At 64.2% G+C, this 19883-nt stretch carries 16 protein-coding genes, 2 riboswitches and 1 other annotated feature (1 of these 19 running past the window's edge); of the genes, 11 read left to right on the forward strand and 5 right to left on the reverse strand.

Features of this window, described 5'->3' with window-relative positions; genetic code table 11:
• Positions 1 to 128 (forward strand) — a binding site (T-box leader) (it extends 108 nt beyond the left edge of the window).
• Between the two features lie 57 nt (positions 129 to 185).
• On the forward strand, positions 186 to 1871 hold the full coding sequence (gene leuA / locus H8S62_RS00155; protein WP_155145477.1) for a 2-isopropylmalate synthase: 1686 nt from the start codon (positions 186 to 188) through the stop codon (positions 1869 to 1871).
• Positions 1872 to 2032: 161 nt separating this feature from the next.
• Here the strand turns inward: leuA and H8S62_RS00160 are convergent, their stop codons facing one another.
• The 3 genes from H8S62_RS00160 to H8S62_RS00170 are packed head-to-tail and all read right to left on the reverse strand — an operon-like array spanning position 2033 to position 4278.
• Positions 2033 to 2473, reverse strand: coding sequence for an immunoglobulin-like domain-containing protein (locus tag H8S62_RS00160; RefSeq protein WP_186918118.1), 441 nt, complete (start codon positions 2471 to 2473; stop codon positions 2033 to 2035).
• A gap of 51 nt (positions 2474 to 2524) precedes the next feature.
• On the reverse strand, positions 2525 to 3712 hold the full coding sequence (locus H8S62_RS00165) for an MFS transporter (protein ID WP_186918119.1): 1188 nt from the start codon (positions 3710 to 3712) through the stop codon (positions 2525 to 2527).
• Complete coding sequence (locus H8S62_RS00170) at positions 3709 to 4278, reverse strand: winged helix-turn-helix domain-containing protein (protein WP_186918120.1); 570 nt, start codon at positions 4276 to 4278, stop codon at positions 3709 to 3711. The genes H8S62_RS00165 and H8S62_RS00170 overlap by 4 nt, the downstream gene beginning before the upstream one ends.
• Before the next feature lie 194 nt (positions 4279 to 4472).
• Between H8S62_RS00170 and H8S62_RS00175 the strand changes: the two genes are divergently transcribed.
• From H8S62_RS00175 to ald, 3 genes are all read left to right on the forward strand, one after another.
• Positions 4473 to 4811, forward strand: coding sequence for a PadR family transcriptional regulator (locus H8S62_RS00175; protein ID WP_186918121.1), 339 nt, complete (start codon positions 4473 to 4475; stop codon positions 4809 to 4811).
• A complete protein-coding gene (locus H8S62_RS00180) occupies positions 4801 to 6198 on the forward strand; it encodes an FtsW/RodA/SpoVE family cell cycle protein (RefSeq protein WP_186918122.1) in 1398 nt (465 codons plus the stop codon). The genes H8S62_RS00175 and H8S62_RS00180 overlap by 11 nt, the downstream gene beginning before the upstream one ends.
• A 178-nt stretch (positions 6199 to 6376) precedes the next feature.
• Positions 6377 to 7492 carry an alanine dehydrogenase gene (ald, locus tag H8S62_RS00185; RefSeq protein ID WP_155145465.1) on the forward strand — a complete coding sequence of 372 codons (1116 nt, stop codon included), beginning with the start codon at positions 6377 to 6379 and terminating at the stop codon, positions 7490 to 7492.
• A 277-nt stretch (positions 7493 to 7769) separates the two neighbouring features.
• Here the strand turns inward: ald and H8S62_RS00190 are convergent, their stop codons facing one another.
• The gene (locus H8S62_RS00190; RefSeq protein WP_155145463.1) at positions 7770 to 8468 is read right to left on the reverse strand and encodes a hypothetical protein; all 699 of its coding nucleotides are present in this window, start codon (positions 8466 to 8468) and stop codon (positions 7770 to 7772) included.
• Positions 8461 to 9942, reverse strand: a complete 1482-nt coding sequence (locus H8S62_RS00195; protein ID WP_341480988.1) for a DUF1538 domain-containing protein — start codon at positions 9940 to 9942, stop codon at positions 8461 to 8463. The genes H8S62_RS00190 and H8S62_RS00195 overlap by 8 nt, the downstream gene beginning before the upstream one ends.
• Before the next feature lie 993 nt (positions 9943 to 10935).
• Between H8S62_RS00195 and H8S62_RS00200 the strand changes: the two genes are divergently transcribed.
• The 7 genes from H8S62_RS00200 to H8S62_RS00230 all read left to right on the forward strand — a co-directional run bounded on the left by H8S62_RS00200 (position 10936) and on the right by H8S62_RS00230 (position 19881).
• Positions 10936 to 13584 (forward strand): S-layer homology domain-containing protein, encoded by a 2649-nt coding sequence (locus H8S62_RS00200; RefSeq protein WP_186918123.1) that lies wholly within the window; start codon positions 10936 to 10938, stop codon positions 13582 to 13584.
• 346 nt (positions 13585 to 13930) lie between these two features.
• Positions 13931 to 14153, forward strand: a riboswitch (cobalamin riboswitch).
• A gap of 170 nt (positions 14154 to 14323) precedes the next feature.
• Positions 14324 to 15340: a homing endonuclease associated repeat-containing protein gene (locus H8S62_RS00205; RefSeq protein WP_186918124.1), complete on the forward strand. Its 1017-nt coding sequence runs from the start codon at positions 14324 to 14326 to the stop codon at positions 15338 to 15340.
• Positions 15341 to 15373: 33 nt separating this feature from the next.
• The gene (locus tag H8S62_RS00210; protein ID WP_186918125.1) at positions 15374 to 16135 is read left to right on the forward strand and encodes an energy-coupling factor ABC transporter permease; all 762 of its coding nucleotides are present in this window, start codon (positions 15374 to 15376) and stop codon (positions 16133 to 16135) included.
• A 1-nt stretch (position 16136) separates the two neighbouring features.
• On the forward strand, positions 16137 to 16502 hold the full coding sequence (locus H8S62_RS00215; RefSeq protein ID WP_186918126.1) for an energy-coupling factor ABC transporter substrate-binding protein: 366 nt from the start codon (positions 16137 to 16139) through the stop codon (positions 16500 to 16502).
• A gap of 75 nt (positions 16503 to 16577) precedes the next feature.
• The gene (cbiQ, locus tag H8S62_RS00220) at positions 16578 to 17483 is read left to right on the forward strand and encodes a cobalt ECF transporter T component CbiQ (RefSeq protein ID WP_155145451.1); all 906 of its coding nucleotides are present in this window, start codon (positions 16578 to 16580) and stop codon (positions 17481 to 17483) included.
• A 142-nt stretch (positions 17484 to 17625) separates the two neighbouring features.
• A complete protein-coding gene (locus H8S62_RS00225; protein WP_155145449.1) occupies positions 17626 to 18435 on the forward strand; it encodes an energy-coupling factor ABC transporter ATP-binding protein in 810 nt (269 codons plus the stop codon).
• A 221-nt stretch (positions 18436 to 18656) separates the two neighbouring features.
• Positions 18657 to 18776: riboswitch (molybdenum cofactor riboswitch) on the forward strand.
• 79 nt (positions 18777 to 18855) lie between these two features.
• Positions 18856 to 19881, forward strand: coding sequence for a molybdopterin-binding protein (locus tag H8S62_RS00230; RefSeq protein ID WP_155145447.1), 1026 nt, complete (start codon positions 18856 to 18858; stop codon positions 19879 to 19881).
• Positions 19882 to 19883: the final 2 nt, after the last annotated feature.

Below are 19883 nucleotides of genomic sequence, written 5' to 3' on the forward strand. Positions count from 1 at the left end.
CCGAACGGAAACCAGTAGGGTGGGACGAATGGCCTCGTTAACGGCCAAGGCCTTGTTGGAGGCTGACGAGCGCATACCGGAGACGGCGTGCGGAATCAGGGTGGTACCGCGTATTTTACGCCCCTGACCTAATCTTAGGTCAGGGGCGTTTGTTTTGTCTCTGGCCGCACAGGAGGTCAAACCCCATGAAAAAGTCCTTTGAAAAGTACATCCCCTTTGTGCCCCTGAAGCTGGAGGACCGCCGGTGGCCGGACCGCCGGGTCAGCAAGGCCCCCATCTGGTGCTCCGTGGACCTGCGGGACGGCAACCAGGCCCTGGTGGACCCCATGAACCTCCAGGAGAAGCTGGAGTATTTCCACACCCTGGTGGATATCGGCGTGAAGGAGATTGAGATCGGCTTCCCCTCCGCCAGCGAGACCGAGTACGAGATCTGCCGGGAGCTCATCGACGGCGGCCACATTCCCGACGACGTGACCATCCAGGTCCTGGTCCAGGCCCGGCCCCACCTGATTCAGAAGACCTTTGAGGCCATCAAGGGCGCCAAGCACGTCATTTTCCATTTCTATAACTCCACCTCCACCCTTCAGCGCAAGGTGGTCTTCCATACCGACGTGGAGGGCGTGAAGAAAATCGCCGTGGACGCCGCCGGGCTCATCTATGAGCTGAGCCGCAGCGCCATCGAAGCGGGGATGGATCTGCGGTACGAGTACTCCCCCGAGTCCTTTATGGGTACCGAGATGGACGCCGCCGTGGACATCTGTCAGGCCGTCATCGAGGCCGTCCACGCCACCCCCGAGAAAAAAATCATCCTCAATCTCCCCACCACGGTGGAAAACTGCATGCCCAACTACTTTGCCGACGAGATTGAGTACTTCATCAGGAAGCTCCCCGGCCGGGAGAGCGCCATCATCTCCCTCCACCCCCATAACGACCGCGGCTGCGGCGTGGCCACCGCCGAGCTGGGTCTCCTGGCCGGCGCGGAGCGCATTGAGGCCACCCTCTTCGGCAACGGCGAGCGGACCGGCAACGTGGACATGGTCACCCTGGCCCTCAATCTCTATACCCAGGGCGTGGACCCGGAGCTGGATTTTTCCGACGTGAACAAGATCCGGGATATGTACGAGCGCTGCACCAAAATGAAGGTGGGCGAGCGCCAGCCCTACGCCGGAGAGCTGGTCTTCACCGCCTTCTCCGGCTCTCATCAGGACGCCATCAACAAGGGCACGGCGTACATGCGCGAGAGCGGCACCGAGTTCTGGGAGATCCCCTATCTGCCCATCGACCCGGCAGATGTGGGGCGGCAGTACGAGCCAATCATCCGCATCAACTCCCAGTCGGGCAAGGGCGGCGCGGCCTACGTCATGCAGCATAACTTCGGCTTCGACCTCCCCAAGGCCATGCACCCCGAGTTCGGCCGCATCGTCCAGGCGGAGACCGACGCCGTGGGCAGGGAGATCACCCCCCAGCGGATTTACGACCTCTTCAAGGCGAACTACATCGACGCTGCGGCGCCCTACCAGCTCCTGCGCCACTCTTTCGCCGAGTTTACCGACGAGGACGGCCGCTCCCACGTCACCTTCGCCGGCACCATCCGCCACCACGATACCGTCTTCCAGGTCCAGGGCTCCGGCAACGGCCCCATTGACTCCTTCTTCAACGCCATCCACGGCCAGAAGATGGACCAGTTTACCTTTGTGGACTATAAGGAGCACGCCGTCTCGGTTGGCTCCGACTCCATGGCGGTGGCATATATTCAGCTCCGGGACAAGGGCGGACAGGACCACTTCGGCGTGGGCATCTCCCACAACATCAACCTTGCCCCCCTCAAGGGCATTCTCTCCGCCATCAACCGCGCCGTCTCCGGCACCTGAGGCGAATCCCGCCTCCAATGGCGTTTTTCAACCCCTTCCGCGCCCCGGCACAAGAAAAGAGCCCCATCCGTCATGCAGCCTTCTGTCAAGGAAGCCCCACGGGGCTTCCTTGACAAGCTAAAGAGCCCTCCGGCATAAGCCGGAGGGCTCTTTATACGTTTTTATTCAATTTCAAACTCCACCGCCAGACGGTACGGCCCTTTCCCGTTCAGCTCGACCTCCTTCACCAGGCGGTAGGTCCCCGGCCTCAAAAAGCCCCAGCCGCGCTCCCAGTCCGCCGTCTCCGCGGCGCTCGTGCCGGCCCCTGCCACCCTCAGCGACAGCGGCCATGCGGTATTTGCCCGCTGGAGGACCCACTCCCAGCCAAAGAGTCCCCGCCTTTGAAGGTCGTACCGCGCGCCGTAGGTCAATTCCCCGTCCGTGTTGTTGACGACGGCAAACTCCACGCCCGCGCGGCTGGCGCTGCCCTCCGTCAAAACCAGGGAAATTCCCTCCAATTCGTCAACTTTAGCGTCCCAATGGAGCAAAACGAATGCGCCTGTACCCACAGCCAGGAAAATACCCCCTAAAATGATAAAAGCGGCCCGTTTTGTCCGCGCCATGGCGCTCCCTCCCCGCAAAAGTCTCCTCTGCAGTACTATCGTCTCAAGTGCTCAATTCGTGACGCTTTTCCGCGGTTTTCTCAGGAAAAGCGCCGCCGCGGTGCAGAGGAGCACCGCGGCCCCGGCGGTCAGGCAGAGGCCGGCAAATCCCAGCGTCCCCACCGCCGCGCCGGCGACGCCGCAGGCCAGCAGGCCCCCCAGCTGGCAGGAGAGGGAGGCCACGCTCAGCAGCCCCGCCCGCTGGGCGTCGGGGACCATGCGGTTCATCAGGGTCTGTTCCAGCACGTCCGCGCCGCCCAAAAGCAGATATAAAAGCCCGTAAAACACAAAAAATCCGGGTACATTCGCCTGGAGGGCAAAGAGAGCCGCCGAAGCGGCGAGAATGATGCGCAAAACCGCATATCTGCGCCATTCCGCTGCTCCGGCGGCGGCTTTTGCCCGCCGGATGAGCACATTGCCCAGCGCCGCCGAGGCGAAGCCCACAGCGGAGACCACTCCCAGCAGCGGCGTCTGCTCCGGGGTGATAATAGCGGTGAACATGGGCTGCCAGTAGGCCTCCACCAGGCTGACCAGCGCCCCGGTGGAGAACAGGCATATCAGAAGGCCCGTCATGGCCCGGGAGCCCTTCACAATGCCCGCCGCCTCGCCCAGGTAGCCGCGCAGGGAGGGCCGGGGCCCGGCGTGCTCCTGTCGGGCCTCGCGCACGAAGGCCATACACAGCAGCCCCACGGCCGCCGCCAGCACAAGACGGATCATCAGGTGGAGGCCGTACCCCCGCCAGTTGGGCAGCGCGCCGCCCCCAATGGCTCCGGCGGCGAGACCCACGCTCTGGCACAGCGAGAGCTGGCCCGTGATGGCGGAGTAGCCCTCCCCGCCGTGGGCGGCGGCGTACTCCTCGATAATCAGGGCGTCCAGGCTGCCGGAGGAGAAGGCCCGGGAGAGGCCGTAGAGCACGAAGCCGGAAAGCAGGGCCCACACGCTCCCGGACAGGAGCAGGGCCAGCATACTCCCCGCCCCCAGCGCGCAGGAGATGAGAAAGGTCTTTTTCCGCCCCAGGAGGTCGGCGCAGACGCCGGAGGGCACCTCGCAGAGGATCACGGTGGCGGAGTAGACTCCCAGTACCAGGGGCAGGGTGCGCAGGTCGCAGCCCCGCTCCAGCAGCAGCAGGCTGAGGATGGGCATCAGCACGCCGCCGGAAAAGCTGTGCAGGAATAAGATGAGGCGCTGGGCCGGCTTCACGGCTGTTCCTCCGGCCGATAGGCCACGATGAGGTACTCCCAGGTCTCCTCCCCCGGCCCGCCGGGGCGCTCGTGGGCCTCCAGATAGCGGCGGACGGTCTCCAGCAGCCCGGCGCGCTCTCCGGGCAGGAGCCGGGCCAGGCCGCTGGTGAGGTACGCATACCCCTGCAGCGTCTCCTCGTCCATCCCCGCCCGGACCTGGCGGGTGCGCTCCACAAAGCCGCCGTAGACCTGCTCCACCATTTGGCCCACCATGGCCTCCCGCTCCTCCCGCAGGTCGTCCCCGCGCTCCATGCCCATGCGCACCTCCACCGGGGAATCCCGGTAGTAGGTGGCGGTGATGCCGTTGATAAGCGCGCGGTGGTCCACCTCCACCACGCCCAGGTCCAGCAGCTTTTTCAGGTGGTGCTGGACCGACGAGGCTGAAATCTTCAGCCGCAGGGACAGCTCCTTGGGGGTCATGGGCTCCCCGGAGAGCCGCAGGGTCCGCAGCAGCTCCTGGCGCACCGGGCTCATGTAGGTGTTCAGCTCTTCACGGGTGGTGAGGCGGATGGTTTTTCGCTCCATGGTACTCCCTCCAATCATTACATATAATATAACGTTATAATATATGTAATGTCAAGTGTTTTCTTGACATAGGTAGATTGCCGATATATAATCGCATATATAGATAATCTACCTATTGTTTTTCACACAGACCGGGTCCGGATATTATGGACCCTCCCCGGTGGGGAGGGCTGAGGAACATCGGAGGGACTGCTATGTCAAAGGAAAAGGGCGCGCCCGGCGGGACGGGGATGCTGCTGCTCTCCCTGCTGGCGCGGCGGGATATGTACGGCTACGAGATGATAGAGGCTCTGCGGCTGCGCTCCAACCACGTCTTCGACCTGAAGGCCGGGACCCTCTACCCCCTGCTCCACGCGCTGGAGGAACAGCGCTGGGTGGCTTCCTACGACGAGACCGCCGGCGGCGGCAGGGTGCGGCGGTACTACCACCTGACGGCTGACGGGCGGAACGCCCTGCGGGAAAAGGAGGCCGAGTGGGCGGCCTACGCGGAGGCGGTGGGACGTGTGCTGGGAGGTGAACCCTGTGGAACGTAACGGCTCAGTTCAGGCCTGGCTGGAGACGGCGGGGGCGCAGATCCGCTGGAGGCGGGCCCGCAGGGCTCTCCTGCGGGAGCTGGAGGACCACATTGCCGACCAGGCGCGGGATTTCGAGGCCCTGGGAGACGGGGCCGGGGCGGCGGCGGAGCGGGCCGTGGCCGAGATGGGCGACCCCACGGAGGTGGGAAAGGAGCTGGACCGGCTCCACCGGCCCCGGACCAACTGGAGCCTTTTGATCGCGGTGCTGGCCGTGCTGGGGCTGGGGATCGCCGCCATGACGCTCTGCTTGGACGGGGAGTACCTGCTCCGCCGCCAGCTTGTTGCCATGGGGGTTGGGCTGGCGGCGATGGCCGCGCTCTGGGGCGCGGACTACTCCTTCTTCCTGCGCAGGCTCTGGCTCTGGGGCGCGCCCCTGCTGGCCTTCTGCGTGCTCACATTGTGCTTTCCCCTGTGGCGGGGGGCAGTCACTCCCGGGAGACTCAGCGCGTTTCTGGGACGGGGGACATTCTATGTCTACCTGTTTCTCCCTCTGCTTTATACCGCCCTGGTGTGCCGCCTGCGGGGCCGGGGCAGGCTCACGGCGGCGCTGGCCTCCCTGCTGATTGTGCCGCTGGCCCTCCTCCCCATGTCCCGGCCCGACTTCTCCACCGCCCTCATCTGCGGCGCGTCCATGCTGGCGGTGCTGACGGCGGCGGCGTGGGCGGGGTGGTTCCAGGGTGGACGGACCGCATGTCTGGCCTGTGCCTGGGGGCCTGTGCTGGGGACCGCGGCGGCGGTTCTTCTGCGGTACGGCCAGTATCTCGTCTCCCGCCTTACTCCGATTTTCCGCCCGGAGGCCGACCCTCTGGGCAAGGGCTGGCAGGCGCTGCTGGTCCGGGGCGCGCTGGAGCGGATGCCGCTCCTGGGCGGGACGGCGCTCACCCAGACGGAGGCGCAGTTTTTCCATCCCCAAGGCTGGAGCAACGGCTTCGATCTGCTCTGGCTGGCCGCCCGGTGGGGGACCTGGGTACTGCTGGCCGCCGGGATGCTGCTGGCGGTCCTGGCCCTGTGGGCGGCGCTCCGGGTGCGGAAGCTCAAAAGCGGGACGGGCAAGCTTCTCTGCTGGGCCTGCACCTCAATTCTCCTGGTGCAGGGGGCGGGCTATCTGTCCACCAATCTGGGCTGGCGGCTCTTCGGCGCCGAAGCCTTCCCCCTTCTTACCTACGGCCCGGGTTATCTGCTGGCGGATCTGGTGCTGGTGGGGATCGTATTGTCCGTCTTCCGCATGGACGCGCTGGTCCGGGACGGGGCGGCGGAGAGGCGGACGAAGGCGGCCATGCCCGGAGAGGTAATCATCCCCCTGCCCTTCGACCGGGGAAAGATCCGGATTGAGCGTTTGAAATGAAACGGGGGACCCGGCCCGCGGCGGCGCGCGGGCCGGGTCCCCGCTCTTTTGGGGCGGGGGCGCGGTTTTTCTGCTTGTAGTTCCTCTCCGGTCATGGTACAATAAAAATACAGTAAAGAGCCCGTTTATTCTATAAATGCGGCTAAACTTGTGAATATCTTGACAAGGAGGGACTGCTATGATCATCGGCGTGCCCATGGAGTGCAAGCCCCAGGAATTTCGCGTCTCACTGACCCCGTCCGGCGTGGACCTGCTGGTCCGCGCCGGACACAGCGTACTGGTGCAGAGCAGCGCCGGACTGAGCAGCGGCCTGACCGACGAGGAGTATGCCGCCGCAGGCGCCGCCATCACCGAGGACCCCGCGGAGGTCTACCGGGCCGCCGACCTGGTGGTCAAGGTCAAGGAGCCCCAGCCCCAGGAGTACTCTCTCCTGCGCAGCGGGCAGACCCTCTTCACCTACCTGCACCTGGCCCCCGACAAGGCCCTGACCCGTGCGGTGCTGGCCAGGAAGGTCATCGCCATTGGGTATGAGACCGTAGAACTCCCGGACGGCGGGCTCCCCCTGCTGGCCCCCATGAGCGAGGTGGCCGGGCGCATGGCCATCCAGGTGGGCGCGCGGCTGCTGGAGCAGACCTACGGCGGCATGGGCGTGCTGCTGGGCGGCGTGCCCGGCGTGGCCCCGGGCCATGTGATGGTGCTGGGCGCGGGCAATGTGGGCGTCAACGCCATCAAGATGGCGGTTGGCCTGGGGGCTCAGGTGACGGTGCTGGACGTGTCCCTGGAGCGGCTGACCGACATCGACGACCACTACCGGGGCAGGGTGACCACCCTGGTGTCCACCCCCTACAATATCGCCGCCGCGGTGCGGCAGGCGGATTTGGTGGTGAGCACCGTCCACCTCACCGGCGCGCTGGCCCCCCGGCTCATCACCGAGGAGATGGTGAAGGAGATGCGCCCTGGGTCGGTCATCATCGACGTGGCGGTGGATCAGGGCGGGTCGGTGGAGACCATCGACCATGTCACCACCCATGAGAACCCCACCTACGTGAAGCATGGGGTGGTCCACTACGCGGTTTCCAATATGCCCGGCGCGGTGCCCAGGACCTCCACCTACGCCCTCACCAATGCCACCCTCCCCTACATCCGGGCCATCGCGGACAAGGGCCCGGAGGAGGCCATGCGGGCGGACCCCAGCCTGCGCAGAGGGCTCAATGCCTATCTGGGAAAGCTGACCAATCAGCCTGTCGCCGAGACCCAGGGACTTAAGTTTACCCCGTCGGAGGAGCTGTTTTAAAAAGAGCGGGCGGCGGGCGCGGACAGGGCCCAAGCTCGGCCCCCCTCCGCAGAGAAAGCCTCGCAGAACTGCGTCGTCCGCAGACGGCAAAATCAAATGAGAACCCGCCGTTTCTTGGGAAATGCGCCTGAGAAATGACACTTCTCATGACGGATCGGGCGACTTTTTCCCAAAAAATCAAGCCCCATCCGTCATGCCCCCTTCTGTCAAAGAAGCCCTGAGGGGCTTCTTTGACAAGCTGAACCCCCCGGAGGCGGCCGCCTCCGGGGGGTTCAGCTTATTCCGGCTGCCGTGCGCCCATGATGCCCTGCAGGCCCATCATGTCCTCCACAGGCAGAGAGAACAATATGCCCCGGCACTCGGTCGTGAGGCCCGCGGCCTTGTTCACCGCACGCATGATCTCCAGCTTCTGGGGCCGGGGGGACAGGATGGCGATGATCTCCTTCTCCGGCTGGAGGGTGAAGCCCAGCAGATTCTCGCCGTCCTCCAGCCCCACCCGGCGGGCATGGAGGACAGTGCCGCCCCGGGCGCCCCCCTCCCGGGCGGCATCCATGACGGTATCCACGTTGCCCCGGTTGACCACCACCAGGATTAAATCGTATTGGTTTGCATTGTCCACGGTAAGCTCCTCCTTCTCTTCTTCCCCATCCCTGCAGAGGATCTGCGGCACCTGGCCGCTCACCCCGGAGAGGGGGACGGTGAACAGAATTCCCCGGCCGGGGTGATTGAGATGAAAACGCTCGTTCATCTCGGCAATCAGCCCCTTCACCCTGGTCTCGGGCACCAGGGTGAACACCACGTCCTTCTCCGTCTCGGCCAGGCCGAAATAGTCCAGAATCTGAGAATTCGCCGTGCCGTATCCCATGCAGAGATAGTCAAAATGCATTTTGTGGGCGCGGTAGATGTCCACCGCCGCCCGGCCCTTGTCCCGGTCCACAATGGTGACCAGCAGCTTAACTCTGCCGTCCTTAGACATCTGTCTCCACCTCCTCTGTGTAATCGATGATATCGTCGGTGAGGAGCAGTTCCTCCTCGGCGGTCACGTCCCTGGTCCGCTTCAGCTTCCGCTGGTAGAAGAGGCCCAGAATCTGAATCGTGATGAGAGGCGTCATCGCCACCATGGCCACCACGCCGAAGGCGTCCATCAGCACATCGCCTCCCAGGGCCTGGCAGGCCCCCATGGCGAAGGGGAGCAGGAAGGTGGCCGTCATGGGACCGGAGGCCACGCCGCCCGAGTCAAAGGCGATGGCGGTGAAAATCTTGGGTACGAAAAACGTGAGCGCCAGGGCGATAAGGTAGCCCGGCACCAGGAAAAAATAGATGGGGATATGCAGCCAGACCCGCAGCATGGAGATGCCGATGGAGACCGCCACGCCGATGGAGAGGGACAGGCCGATGGCCTTCTGGGGGATGGCGCCGCTGGTGACCTCCTCCACCTGCTTGTTCAGGACATGGACGGCCGGCTCCGCCGCCACGATGAAGTACCCCACCACCATGCCGATGGGAATCAGCACCCAGCTCGGCGTCCCGGCGGCCAGGGTCTCGCCCAGGTAGTGTCCGGCGGGCATAAAGCCGATATTCGCCCCTGTGAGAAAGAGGACCAGGCCGATAAAGGTATAGAGGATGCCCACGCCGATTTTGATGAGGGGCCGGCGCTTAAGACGGATGGAGACCATCTGGAACACCAGGAAGAAGAGGACGATGGGAAGCAGGCCCAGGAACACCTCCTTCAGATAAGTGGGCAGGCCCCGGAGGAACTGCTCTCCCACGTCCTGGGAGGAAAATACCGCGGGGATGGTGAAGGGGGTGTAGGCCACCTCGCTGGAACGATAGATCAGGCCCAGTATCATGACCGCCAGGATTGGGCCGACGCTGCAGACCGCGACCATGCCGAAGTTGTCCTCGTCCTTACCCTTGATGCTGGCAAGGCCGGTGCCCAGCGCCATGATAAAGGGCACGGTGATGGGGCCGGTGGTCACGCCGCCCGAATCGAAGGCCACGGCCAGGAACTCGTTCGGTACAAAGATGGAGAGAATGAAGACGATGATGTACATCCCGATCAGGGCATACTGAAGGGGTACGCCGAACCGGGTGCGCAGCATGGATACCAGCAGGAACACCCCCACCCCCGCCGCCACAGTGAGGATGATGACCATATCCGGCACCGCCGGGACCTGACGGGCCAGGACCTGAAGGTCCGGCTCGGCAATGGTCACCGTCACGCCGATGAGAAAGCACACCAGGGCGATGACCGCCACCTTCCCCGATGCGCCCAGCTTACGCCCCATCTGGTCCCCCATGGGCATCATGGCGATATCCGCCCCCAGGGAGAAGAAGCCCATGCCCACAATAAGCAATGCCGCGCCCAGCAGGAAGAGCATCAGCGTGCCGATGGGCATGGGAGCCAGCGTGAAGGAGAGCAGCAGGACGATAATGGTGATTGGGAGCACTGACGAGAGCGCCTCCGATATTTTTTCCTTTAGCTTTTTCCGCAATCAGTTCACCTCACGTTCTATTTTATTTTAATTGCCCTTTTTCGTCCGACTCAGGGCAAGTTATCTAAAGATAGTTTACCATAAACCGCCGTGGTCCGCAATGGGTTTGGAGCATTATTTTAAAACTTTTTAGTTCGCAAGTCGTTTTAATATGCGATTTTTACTTAGATACAGTCTAAAATTGATTTTTCGCTCTTTTCCGCTAAAGAAGTGAACGGTTCTTCCGGGCGAAGGCAGCCGGCATGTTGGCGAGCCGTGTCAATACCTTTCATCGGCGGACCGCTTCCCTGCCCGCCCGACTGACGGGAACCCCGTCTCTTCTTATCCGCCCGGGCCGAGTGAAACGTCCCGTCATCAAGGGCTTTTGCCCCTTTGAGGCAAAAGCCCTTGTGAACAGCTTCCGGCGTATAAAAAGCTCCGGCCCGAGGGCAATGTCATCCAGTTAAGCAAAAACTGTTTCGTTAAGCGCAAAGAATTGACCCTCGCCCAGCTTTTGAAAAAGCGGGCGGGGGTCTTTTTGTGGTTTGGTTAGATTTGCCCTTGGAACCCATCACTCAGGGCAATCATCGAGTCCGCAGAAAGGTTATAACCATGACGATATTCTACGTGTGCTCTGGTCGCTGGAGTACAAGTCTGTGGGACCGCCGCTGCGCGATATTGTCCGAAAGAGAAGGCTTTTTCAAGCGTCTCCTCCAGGCAATGGGAGCACAGCAGAGTAAGCCTCCGCGGGAGGGACGGACGGTATCTCATCAATTGTCCTCAAATAAACGTCGTTTATCCTCGCGGGTCCGGTTTTGCCGGACGGATGATAAACTGTTTTTGCTATGCAGGCGATGCATAGCAAACTGCTGCTGCCCGGTTCCGGGCAGCAGCCACAAAGCTTTATGTATCGGCGGATACTCGCGGCCCCCCGGCGCATGAAGTTTGACAATCATAAGGAGGGGTACTATGACTACGCACCTGATGAAACAGCTGATACCCGGCGGCCGGACCCATTCCCGGCTGCGTACGGCGGCCTTCGCTCCGCGCCGTACTGCGGCCAGGCGCATGGCGGCGGCCTGTCTGTCGCTCTGTCTGCTGCTGGCCCTGCTGCCCACGGACGCCCTTGCATCGGGCGGCGCCACACCCATCAGCGAAGCCGCGGAGCTTGCGGACGGGAGCACTTACACCGTCTCCACTCCCGGGGAGCTGACAAAGCTGGCCGAGCTGACCGCCAAAAGCGACGGCAGCGGGGCCTCCATTTTGCTGACAGACGATATTACCGCCCCCGCCGACACCTATTTGGGCACGGGCACCGGCGGGTTCGCCGCCGCCTTTGACGGCGGCGGCAATACCATCACGCTGAGCAACACCGAAGGCGGCCTGTTCCGCAGCGTCGGCAAGGGCGGCACGGTGCAGAACCTGGTCATTGCCGGCGACGTGAGTAAGCGCGATTCCATCGTCGGCGGTCTGGCCGACCAGTGCAGCGGGGGAACCATTGAAAGCTGTGCCAATACCGCCGACGTCAGCACTTCCGCCCGTATTGCCGGCGGCATCGCGGGAGAGCTCGGGTCGGGTGCGTCAGTTCAGTCCTGCTATAACACCGGCATGATTTCCGGCGCTCTCGGCAATGTGGGCGGCATCGCCGGCAATGCCTTCGGCGGCAGCACCGTCCGCAACTGCTACAACACCGGCGAAATCTCCGCCCAGAGCAAGGTGGGCGGCATCGTGGGCAACAACGACTCCTCCGCCGTTCAATACTGCTATAACGCCGGCGCGGTGGTTGGCGAAAGCTACATTATCGGCGGCATCGTGGGCGAGCATTACGCAACAGCCGCCATGACAAACTGTCTGTCTCTCGGGCCGAAGGTGGAGGCCGCCTCTGAGAATGTCAGCTCCATCGGCCGGGTGGCCGGCGAAATTTTGGACGGCGCCACCATTACCGGCGCCGCCGCCCGCGCGGACATGAAGCTCATTGTCCATGGCGCTCAGCAGGAGATTACCGAAGCCGGCGCGGATACGGGTCACGGCGAGAGTCTGGACCCGGGCGAAATTTCCTGGGACACCTGGCTCGACGACTCCGACGTATGGCACAATCCCTCCGGAGCCACCGGCGTGGGCGGCGCTCTGCCCACCCTTATGAATGCGCCTGGCGAGCAGTCCCCCGCGCTGCCCGACACCCTGGAGAAGAACTGCTCGGTCACGGCGGACGGCGGGACCGTCTACTACGCCACTCTTCAGGACGCGCTGGAGTCGGCGGACGGCGGCACGGTAAGCATCAAGGTGGAGCAGAGCTTCACCAATCATCTCGAATTTCATACCGGTGCGGCCTCCGTCACCCTAGACTTAAACAGGAAGGTTCTCACCTGCCCCCGCGTCGGGTCCGAGGCCGGCGGCAGCCTGACCCTCACCGGCGGCGGCACGCTCAACAGCGGCATTATGCAGACCGGCGGCTCGCTGACCGTTGAAAACAGCACGGTATCCGGCATTGTCTATCTGGCCGGCGGCTCCATCGCCGTGGACGGCGGCACGGTGGGCCTGCTCGTTGTCTACGACTCGGCGGATGCCGTATCCATCAGCGGCGGCACGTTCCGGGGGCAGACTCTGCTGGATGTCAGCATGGGGCTTGCATATCTCGCCATGGGTGAGGACTCCGCACCCGCAGTGGCCGGACTGAATACCATCCTGGCCTCCTGCGGGATATCCCCCTCCGCCGAGATAAGGGCGATAGAGGCATCGGTAAGCGGAGCGCCCTGCCGCATCGCCTATATCCCCGGTCCCATCTCTGCGGCGGAGCCCACCGTCTCCGCCGGCCCCGCCACCTATCGCCCCACTATCATCAAGTCTGAGCACGGCACAGTGAAAGCCTCCCCCGCCGCGCCCTTTAAAGGGCAGAAGGTCACCGTCACCGCCACCGCAGTGGAGGGCTATGTGGTGGATACCGTGACCGTCACCGACCGCAGCGGCAGCGCCGTGGAGGTCATCCCTGCGGGGGACGGCAGATTCACCTTTATCCAGTCCGCGGGAAAAGTCACCATTACCGTGGCCTTTCGACCGGCGCAGCCGACGGCCCTCTTCGCCGATGTGGAGCCGGCCGACTGGTTCTACGCGGGAGTCGCGGGCCTTTGTCAGCACGGCCTTATCGAGGCCGACCCGGCCGCCTCCTTCTCCCCTCTGAATGACGCCACCCGGGCTGCCGCGGTCTCCCTCCTCTGGACTCTGGAGGGCTGCCCCTCCGCCCAGGGCGACGCAGCCTTTACCGATGTCCCCCCCGACGCGCGGGACGCCCTGGCCTGGGCCGGGGAGCAGTCCCTCATCACGGGCTATGCCGACGGCCGTTCCGGCGGGGGCGACTCCGTCACCCGTGAGCAGCTCGCCGTCCTCCTCTACCGCTATGCCGGGCTCAGGGGCGAGGAGACTCCCACCGAGGGCATGGCCATTGGCAATTTCGCCGACAACACACAGGTATCCCCATTGGCCCGGGACGCCGTGTGCTGGTGCCTGGGCCAGGGGATTCTCAACGGCAGGGGCGGCGGCATCCTCGCCCCCCAGGCCGCCGCCGCCCGGGCGGAGCTGGCGGTCATGCTTCAGCGCTACCTGGAGCTTCCCCGAATGTAATCCGGCAATATCCGCGCAGCGGCGGGCCTGGACAGGACCCGCCGCTGCGCGGATTGTCCAAATTTCCCCTTGCTCTTTTCCAGGTCCTGTGCTATAATCACGCCTAGACACTGACAATTGAATCGTGACAGATGCGATGAGTGCCCCGACCCCCAAGGACGCGGCGCTCTTTATCGAAAGTCCGGTGGGAGTCCGGCACGATGACCGCTGTATTTGCTCTTGCAGAGCATAAGTCAGCCGCGAGCGTATTCTCCATGGACCTTTCCTGAGGGGCTGCATTCTGTTCACCGTAGTATCACAATGCCTGCTCCCCCATGGAGCGGGCATTTTCTGTCTTCAGTGTCCCTACAACTGAACTTTTTTGTGGCCGGCCCACTCTTTTGGTCCGGCTGAACAAGGGAATCGGGTGAGAATCCCGAACGGTACCGCCGCTGTATGCGCAGAGTCCGCCGCCCGCAGACATGATTGTCGGCCATTGGGGAGACCCGAGAAGGCCAGGGCACGGACGCAGGAGCTGTTTGCGCTCCGTATGCGCGAGTCAGAAGACCTACAAAAAAGAGCTTGCCGCGTAAGGGAGGTGCCCTGACGCGGTTCCTTTGCACACAGGAATCCGGCTGTGGTAATTTCGATTACCACAGCCGTTTTTTATGGATTTTCCAGGAGATCCGCCGTCCGGCTGTGGCACCGATTGGGGGGAGCGCCGCACAATACGGACATGATATGAGACAGGAGCATGTTCATGAAACAGGTTAGTTTAAGTGAAAGCGAGCTGCGCCGCCGCAGGGCGTGGCTGGCCCGGCTGGCGGAGGAGCACCCCGGCCAGTCGGCCACCGACCCGGACCTTCCCGCGGAGATCCGCGCCGCCTTCTCCCTCTCCGAGGAGGCGGGCGCGGCTTTCTACGGTAGCCTCTCCGACGAGGACCTGCTGGACGTCCTGCGCCGGCGCGCGGAGGAGCTGGGCCGCTCCCCCGCCCAGAAGGAGATCTACTGGGTTTGGCGCGCCTACCTGCGCCAGCGCTTCGGTAAGTGGCCCTACGCCCTCACCGCGGCGGGACTGAGCAAGTCCGCCGGCAGCGGCGGCAAGTCTCTGGCCCGGCAGGAGGAGGAGCGGCGGCAGCGGGCGGCACTGCTCTCCGAGGTGCGCAGGGCCGCCGCCGAGCTGGGCAGGGTGCCCCACCCCAAGGATCTGCCCCAGGTCTGCGAGGGCCTGCGCAGGGAGTACGCCACCTGGGCCGACGTGCTGGCCGCCGCGGGCGTGGAGCGCGTGCGCACCGTCCACCCCGTGACCGATCTGGACGCGCGCTGCCGGGCCATGCTGGAGATGCTCAAGGCCCAGGCCGTGGAGCTGGGCCGTGCGCCCCTGCGCAGCGAGGTGGACGAGACCCTGCGGGGCACGCTGGTGAACCGCTGCGGCTCCTGGCGGAATGTGCTCTATCAAATCGGACTGGAGCCGGTGGTACATATCAGCCCCTTCTCGGGCGCGGCCCTGGACCGCTCCCCCGGCAGGACCCGTCCCCACAGCACGGCCCTATACGACTGCTACTACCGCCTTCTCTCCCCAGGCCCGGACACACGGCGCAACCTGACTCTGGTGGAGGAGCTGGCCCGGAGCCTGGGCCGCCCCCCCAAGCGGGGCGAGGTTCCGGCGCAGGTGCGCCGCCAGCTCCAGGACGCCTGCGGCTCCTGGGCCAACGCCCTCTACCAGCTCGGCCTGCACACCGAGCCCCAGGGCGCCGGCGCCCCAGTTCAAAAATAGGCAATCAAGCATAATTTAAGGAGGAAATGCACCATGGCAAAAAAATGGACCAAAAACGAGCGGCGTTTTGTGGGCGTCATCACCGTCCTCTCCCTCTTCCTGGCCGCCGCACCCGCCGCCTCCGCCATGCACATCATGGAGGGCTACCTCCCCGCCGGCCAGTGCGCCGTTTGGGGCGTCGTCTGCCTGCCTTTCCTGGCGGCGGGCCTCGTCGGCATCCGCCGCACCGTCAAAAATCAGCGCAAGGCCCTCATTCTGCTGGCCATGTCCGGCGCCTTCATCTTCGTCATCTCCTCGCTGAAGATTCCTTCGGTCACCGGCTCCTGCAGCCACATGACGGGCACCGGTCTGGCCGCCATCCTCTTCGGACCCTTCCAGGTGAGCGTGCTGGGCATCATCGTGCTGCTGTTCCAGGCCATCCTGCTGGCCCACGGCGGCATTACCAGCCTGGGGGCCAACACCTTCAGCATGGCCATCGCCGGGCCCATCTTCGCCTGGGCGCTCTATATGCTCTGCAAGAAGCTGAAGGTAAACCGCAAGGTCTCCATCTTCCTGGCCGCCTGCCTGGGCGATTTGTTCACCTACTGCGTCACCAGCCTCCAGCTGGCCGCCGCCTACCCCAGCGAGGCGGGCGGGTTCTTCGCCAGCGCCGTCAAGTTCCTGGGGGTTTTCGCCCCCACCCAGCTCCCCCTGGCCATCATCGAGGGCATTCTCACCGTGGTCATCATCATCGGTATGGAGACCTACGCCAAGCCCGAGCTGCGTGACATCGGTTTTCTTGAGGAGGTGGGCTGAGATGGAGAAGAAAAAGAGCAATAAGGGCCTGATTATCGCCCTGCTGGCCCTGGCTGTTCTCATCGCGGTGGTGCCCCTCTTCGCCCAGAGGGGCGCGGACTTCGGCGGCAGCGACGACGCGGGCAGCCAGATGGTCAGCGAGATCACCGGCACGGAGTATGAGCCCTGGTTCACCCCCGTGCTGGAGACGATGCTGGGCGGCGAACTCCCCGGCGAGGTGGAGAGCCTTCTCTTCTGCGTTCAGACCGGCATCGGCGTGGGCATCATCGCCTTCGGCTTCGGCTACCTGGTGGCCCGCCGCAAATATCAGAAGCCCGGGGAGACGCCCCGGGCCGACCGCGCGGCCGGCAAAGCCGGCGCCGTATAACGCCACACTCCGCGAAAGCGGCCTGTCCAGACGGCAGGCCGCTTTCACCCTGTCGTCAATTGGGGAGAGAACGCCATGATTATCACCGCAATACTCACCGCCCTGGTATCCGCCTGCCTGGGCTGGGGCCGGATGCCGCCCGGCCCTCTGGGCCTGCTGTCCGTGGGGCTGGGACTGCTTCTGGGGCTGCTGGGCCGCCATGAGCACGGCGGGGCCCTGTCCATCGACGCTCTGGCACAGCGCTCCTCCCTGGGGGGCGTAAACGCCGTGCTTAAATTCTGGGGCAGCCTGGCCCTGCTGCTGCTGTGCGTCCTCTCCGCCTCCGCCCTGCCGGGGCTGGCCCTGGCGCTGCTGATGGGCGTCCTCACCGTCCGGGGCGGGCGGGTGCCGCTCCACGACTACCTCTCTCTCCTGGCCCTCCCCGCGGCCTTTCTTCTTATCAGCGCACTGGCCCTGTTGTGGAGTTGGGGGGACAGTCCCGCCGGGGTGCTGAATATCCCCCTGTTCGGCGGCTGGCTCAGCGTCAGCCCCGCCGCCCAGGCCCGCACCGCCCTGGTAATCTGCAAGGCCCTGGGGGCGGTGAGCTGTCTCTACCTCCTGAGCCTCTCCACCCCCATGGCCGAGATAATCGCCGTTCTCCGCCGGGCCCATGTGCCCGCCCTTGCGGTGGAGCTGATGTACCTCATCTACCGCTATATCTTCATCCTGCTGGACATGCACCGCACCATGCACGACGCGGCCCAGAGCCGTCTGGGGTACGACGGCTTCCGTCTCTCGGTCCGCACCACCGGCAGTATCTATGCAAACCTTCTGGCCCGGAGCTTTAAGCGGGCCGGGGCCTGTTTTGACGCAATGGAGAGCCGCTGCTACGACGGCGAGATCCGCTTTCTGGAGCGGGAGAAGCCCGTTCTTCCCGTCCATGCGGCGGCCGCTGCGGGGCTGCTGATTCTCACCTTCGGACTTTCCCTATTGGCCTTTTAAATCTAAACTTGAACATGGTTAAAAGCATTGAGAAACAGGGTTTCACCTGGGAGAACCCCCTCCGCTAAACTCCCATTACCCGTCCATCCCAGCCCTTCCACTTTTTATTTTGTTTTCACCATTGAAATCCGGGGGTACCGCTATGAGAGAACTGCTGCGCCTTGAACATTTAAGCTATTCCTACGACGACGACCGCGCCGCCCTGACCGACGTGTCCGTGTCCCTCTATGCCGGACAGCGGGTGGCCGTCCTGGGCAACAACGGCGCGGGTAAGAGTACTTTCTTCCTCTGCTGCAACGGAGTTCTGCGGCCCTCCGCCGGCGACATCTATCTCGACGGCGAGCGGCTGGGCAGTAAGAATCCCGACCGCTCCAGGCTGCGCCGGGCGGTGGGCCTGGTCTTCCAGGACCCGGACACCCAGATCATCGCCGGGACGGTGGAGGCTGAGGTCAGCTTCGGCCCCATGAATCTCCGCCTCCCCCGGGAGGAGGTCCGCCGCAGGGTGGACGACGCCGTTGAAAACCTCCAGCTGGAGGACTTCCGCACCCGGCCCCCCCACTACCTCTCGGGTGGTGAGAAGAAGCGGGTGAGCATTGCGGACGTGCTGGCCATGGAGCCGGAGCTTCTCCTGTTGGACGAGCCCGCCGCCAGTCTGGACCCGGCCAACGCCCGGCTTCTGGAGCAGAATCTGGAGCTGCTGGGCCGGCGGGGCCTGGGGCTGGTCATCGCCACCCACGACGTGGACTTCGCCTGGCGCTGGGCGGAGCGGGTGCTGGTCTTCAGCGGCGGCACGCTGCGGGCCGACGCGGCCCCGGAGCGGGTCTTTGCGGACGATGCCCTCCTGAAGCAGTGCGGCCTTCAGCAGCCCACGCTTTACCAGGTGGGCCGCCTGCTGCGCATGGACCCGCCCCCCCGCACCGTGGAGGAGCTGGCCGCCCGCCGGACAAACTAGGGTGTATCTGAAAAGTCCAGGCGGCGCGGCAGAACGCCTTTTCCGCTTAAAGTCCTCACCACCCCGAATTTTCAGATACACCCTAGTCATACCCCCGCATGCGGCTCCGTTTCAGCCGCTCCCTGTTTCCGCGTCCCCTGCCCACCCGTTTTTTTGCTACCCCCTCCACGTTTCTTCCCTGTTGACACGCTCTTCCAATTGCATTAAAATAGACCCGACAACCGAAAACAGCTCTCCGAGCGCCCTCCCCTAAGGGCCAAGCCTATGGGGACCGCGCCGCAGGGTGGGACTGGAAACGCTCCCGCCTTCCGTATTTGAAAAGGAGAGGCCCGCCTGGATATGGTAACATATGCGGGGGTCTTGTCCTACACCCGGACAAGACCCCCGTTTTTCATTTTTGTACCGAAAGGAAGCCGCGCTATGAAGCTCATTGAGACCGTCAACGCCGTGGGGCACGTCCTCTGCCACGACCTGACACGCATCGTCCCCGGCGTCACCAAGGACGCCGCCTTCCGCAAGGGCCACATCGTCACCGAGGAGGACATCCCCATGCTCCTCTCCATGGGCAAGGAGCACCTCTATGTCTGGGAGAAGACCGAGGGCGTCCTCCACGAGAACGAGGCCGCCGAGCGGCTGAGGGCCATCTGCCAGAACGCCAATATGTCCTCCACCCCCGTGAAGGAGGGGAAAATTGAGCTGATTGCGGATATCGACGGCCTCTTCCGGGTTGACGTGGCCCGGCTGAACGCCATCAACGCCCTGGACGAAGTCATGATCGCCACCCGCCATACCAATACCACGGTACGTCGGGGCGACAAGCTGGCCGGAACCCGGGTCATCCCCCTGGTGGTGGACGAGGCCCGGGTCGCTGCGGCCGAGGCCGCCGCCGGAGAGACGCCCCTGCTGGAGCTCCTCCCCTACCGCCGGAGGACCGCCGCCATCGTCACCACCGGCAACGAGGTCTTTTTGGGCCGCATTGAGGACGCTTTTACCCCCGTCCTCATCCAAAAGCTGGCCGCCTTCGGAGTGGAGGCGGTCTCCCAGGTCAAGGTCCCCGATGAGCGCGGGAAGATTGTCGCCGCCGTCTCTGCCGCCCGGGCGGCCGGCGCGGAGCTGATTCTCTGCACGGGCGGCATGAGCGTGGACCCTGACGACCAGACTCCCGGGGCCATCAAAGCCACCGGGGCGAGAATTGTCTCTTACGGCGCGCCCGTCCTCCCCGGCGCTATGTTCCTGCTGGGGTACTTCGAGGACGGCACCCCCATCATGGGACTGCCCGGCTGCGTCATGTACGCCAAGGCCACCGTCTTTGACCTGATTCTCCCCCGTGTGCTGGCCGATGTGGGCGTCACCAGGGCCGATCTGTCCGCCCTGGGCCACGGCGGACTGTGCCTGGGCTGCGGGGAGTGCCGCTATCCTGTCTGTCCCTTCGGAAAGGGGGACTGATG

It is taken from the genome of Lawsonibacter faecis, from assembly GCF_014287675.1.
GTDB lineage: Bacteria > Bacillota > Clostridia > Oscillospirales > Oscillospiraceae > Pseudoflavonifractor > Pseudoflavonifractor faecis.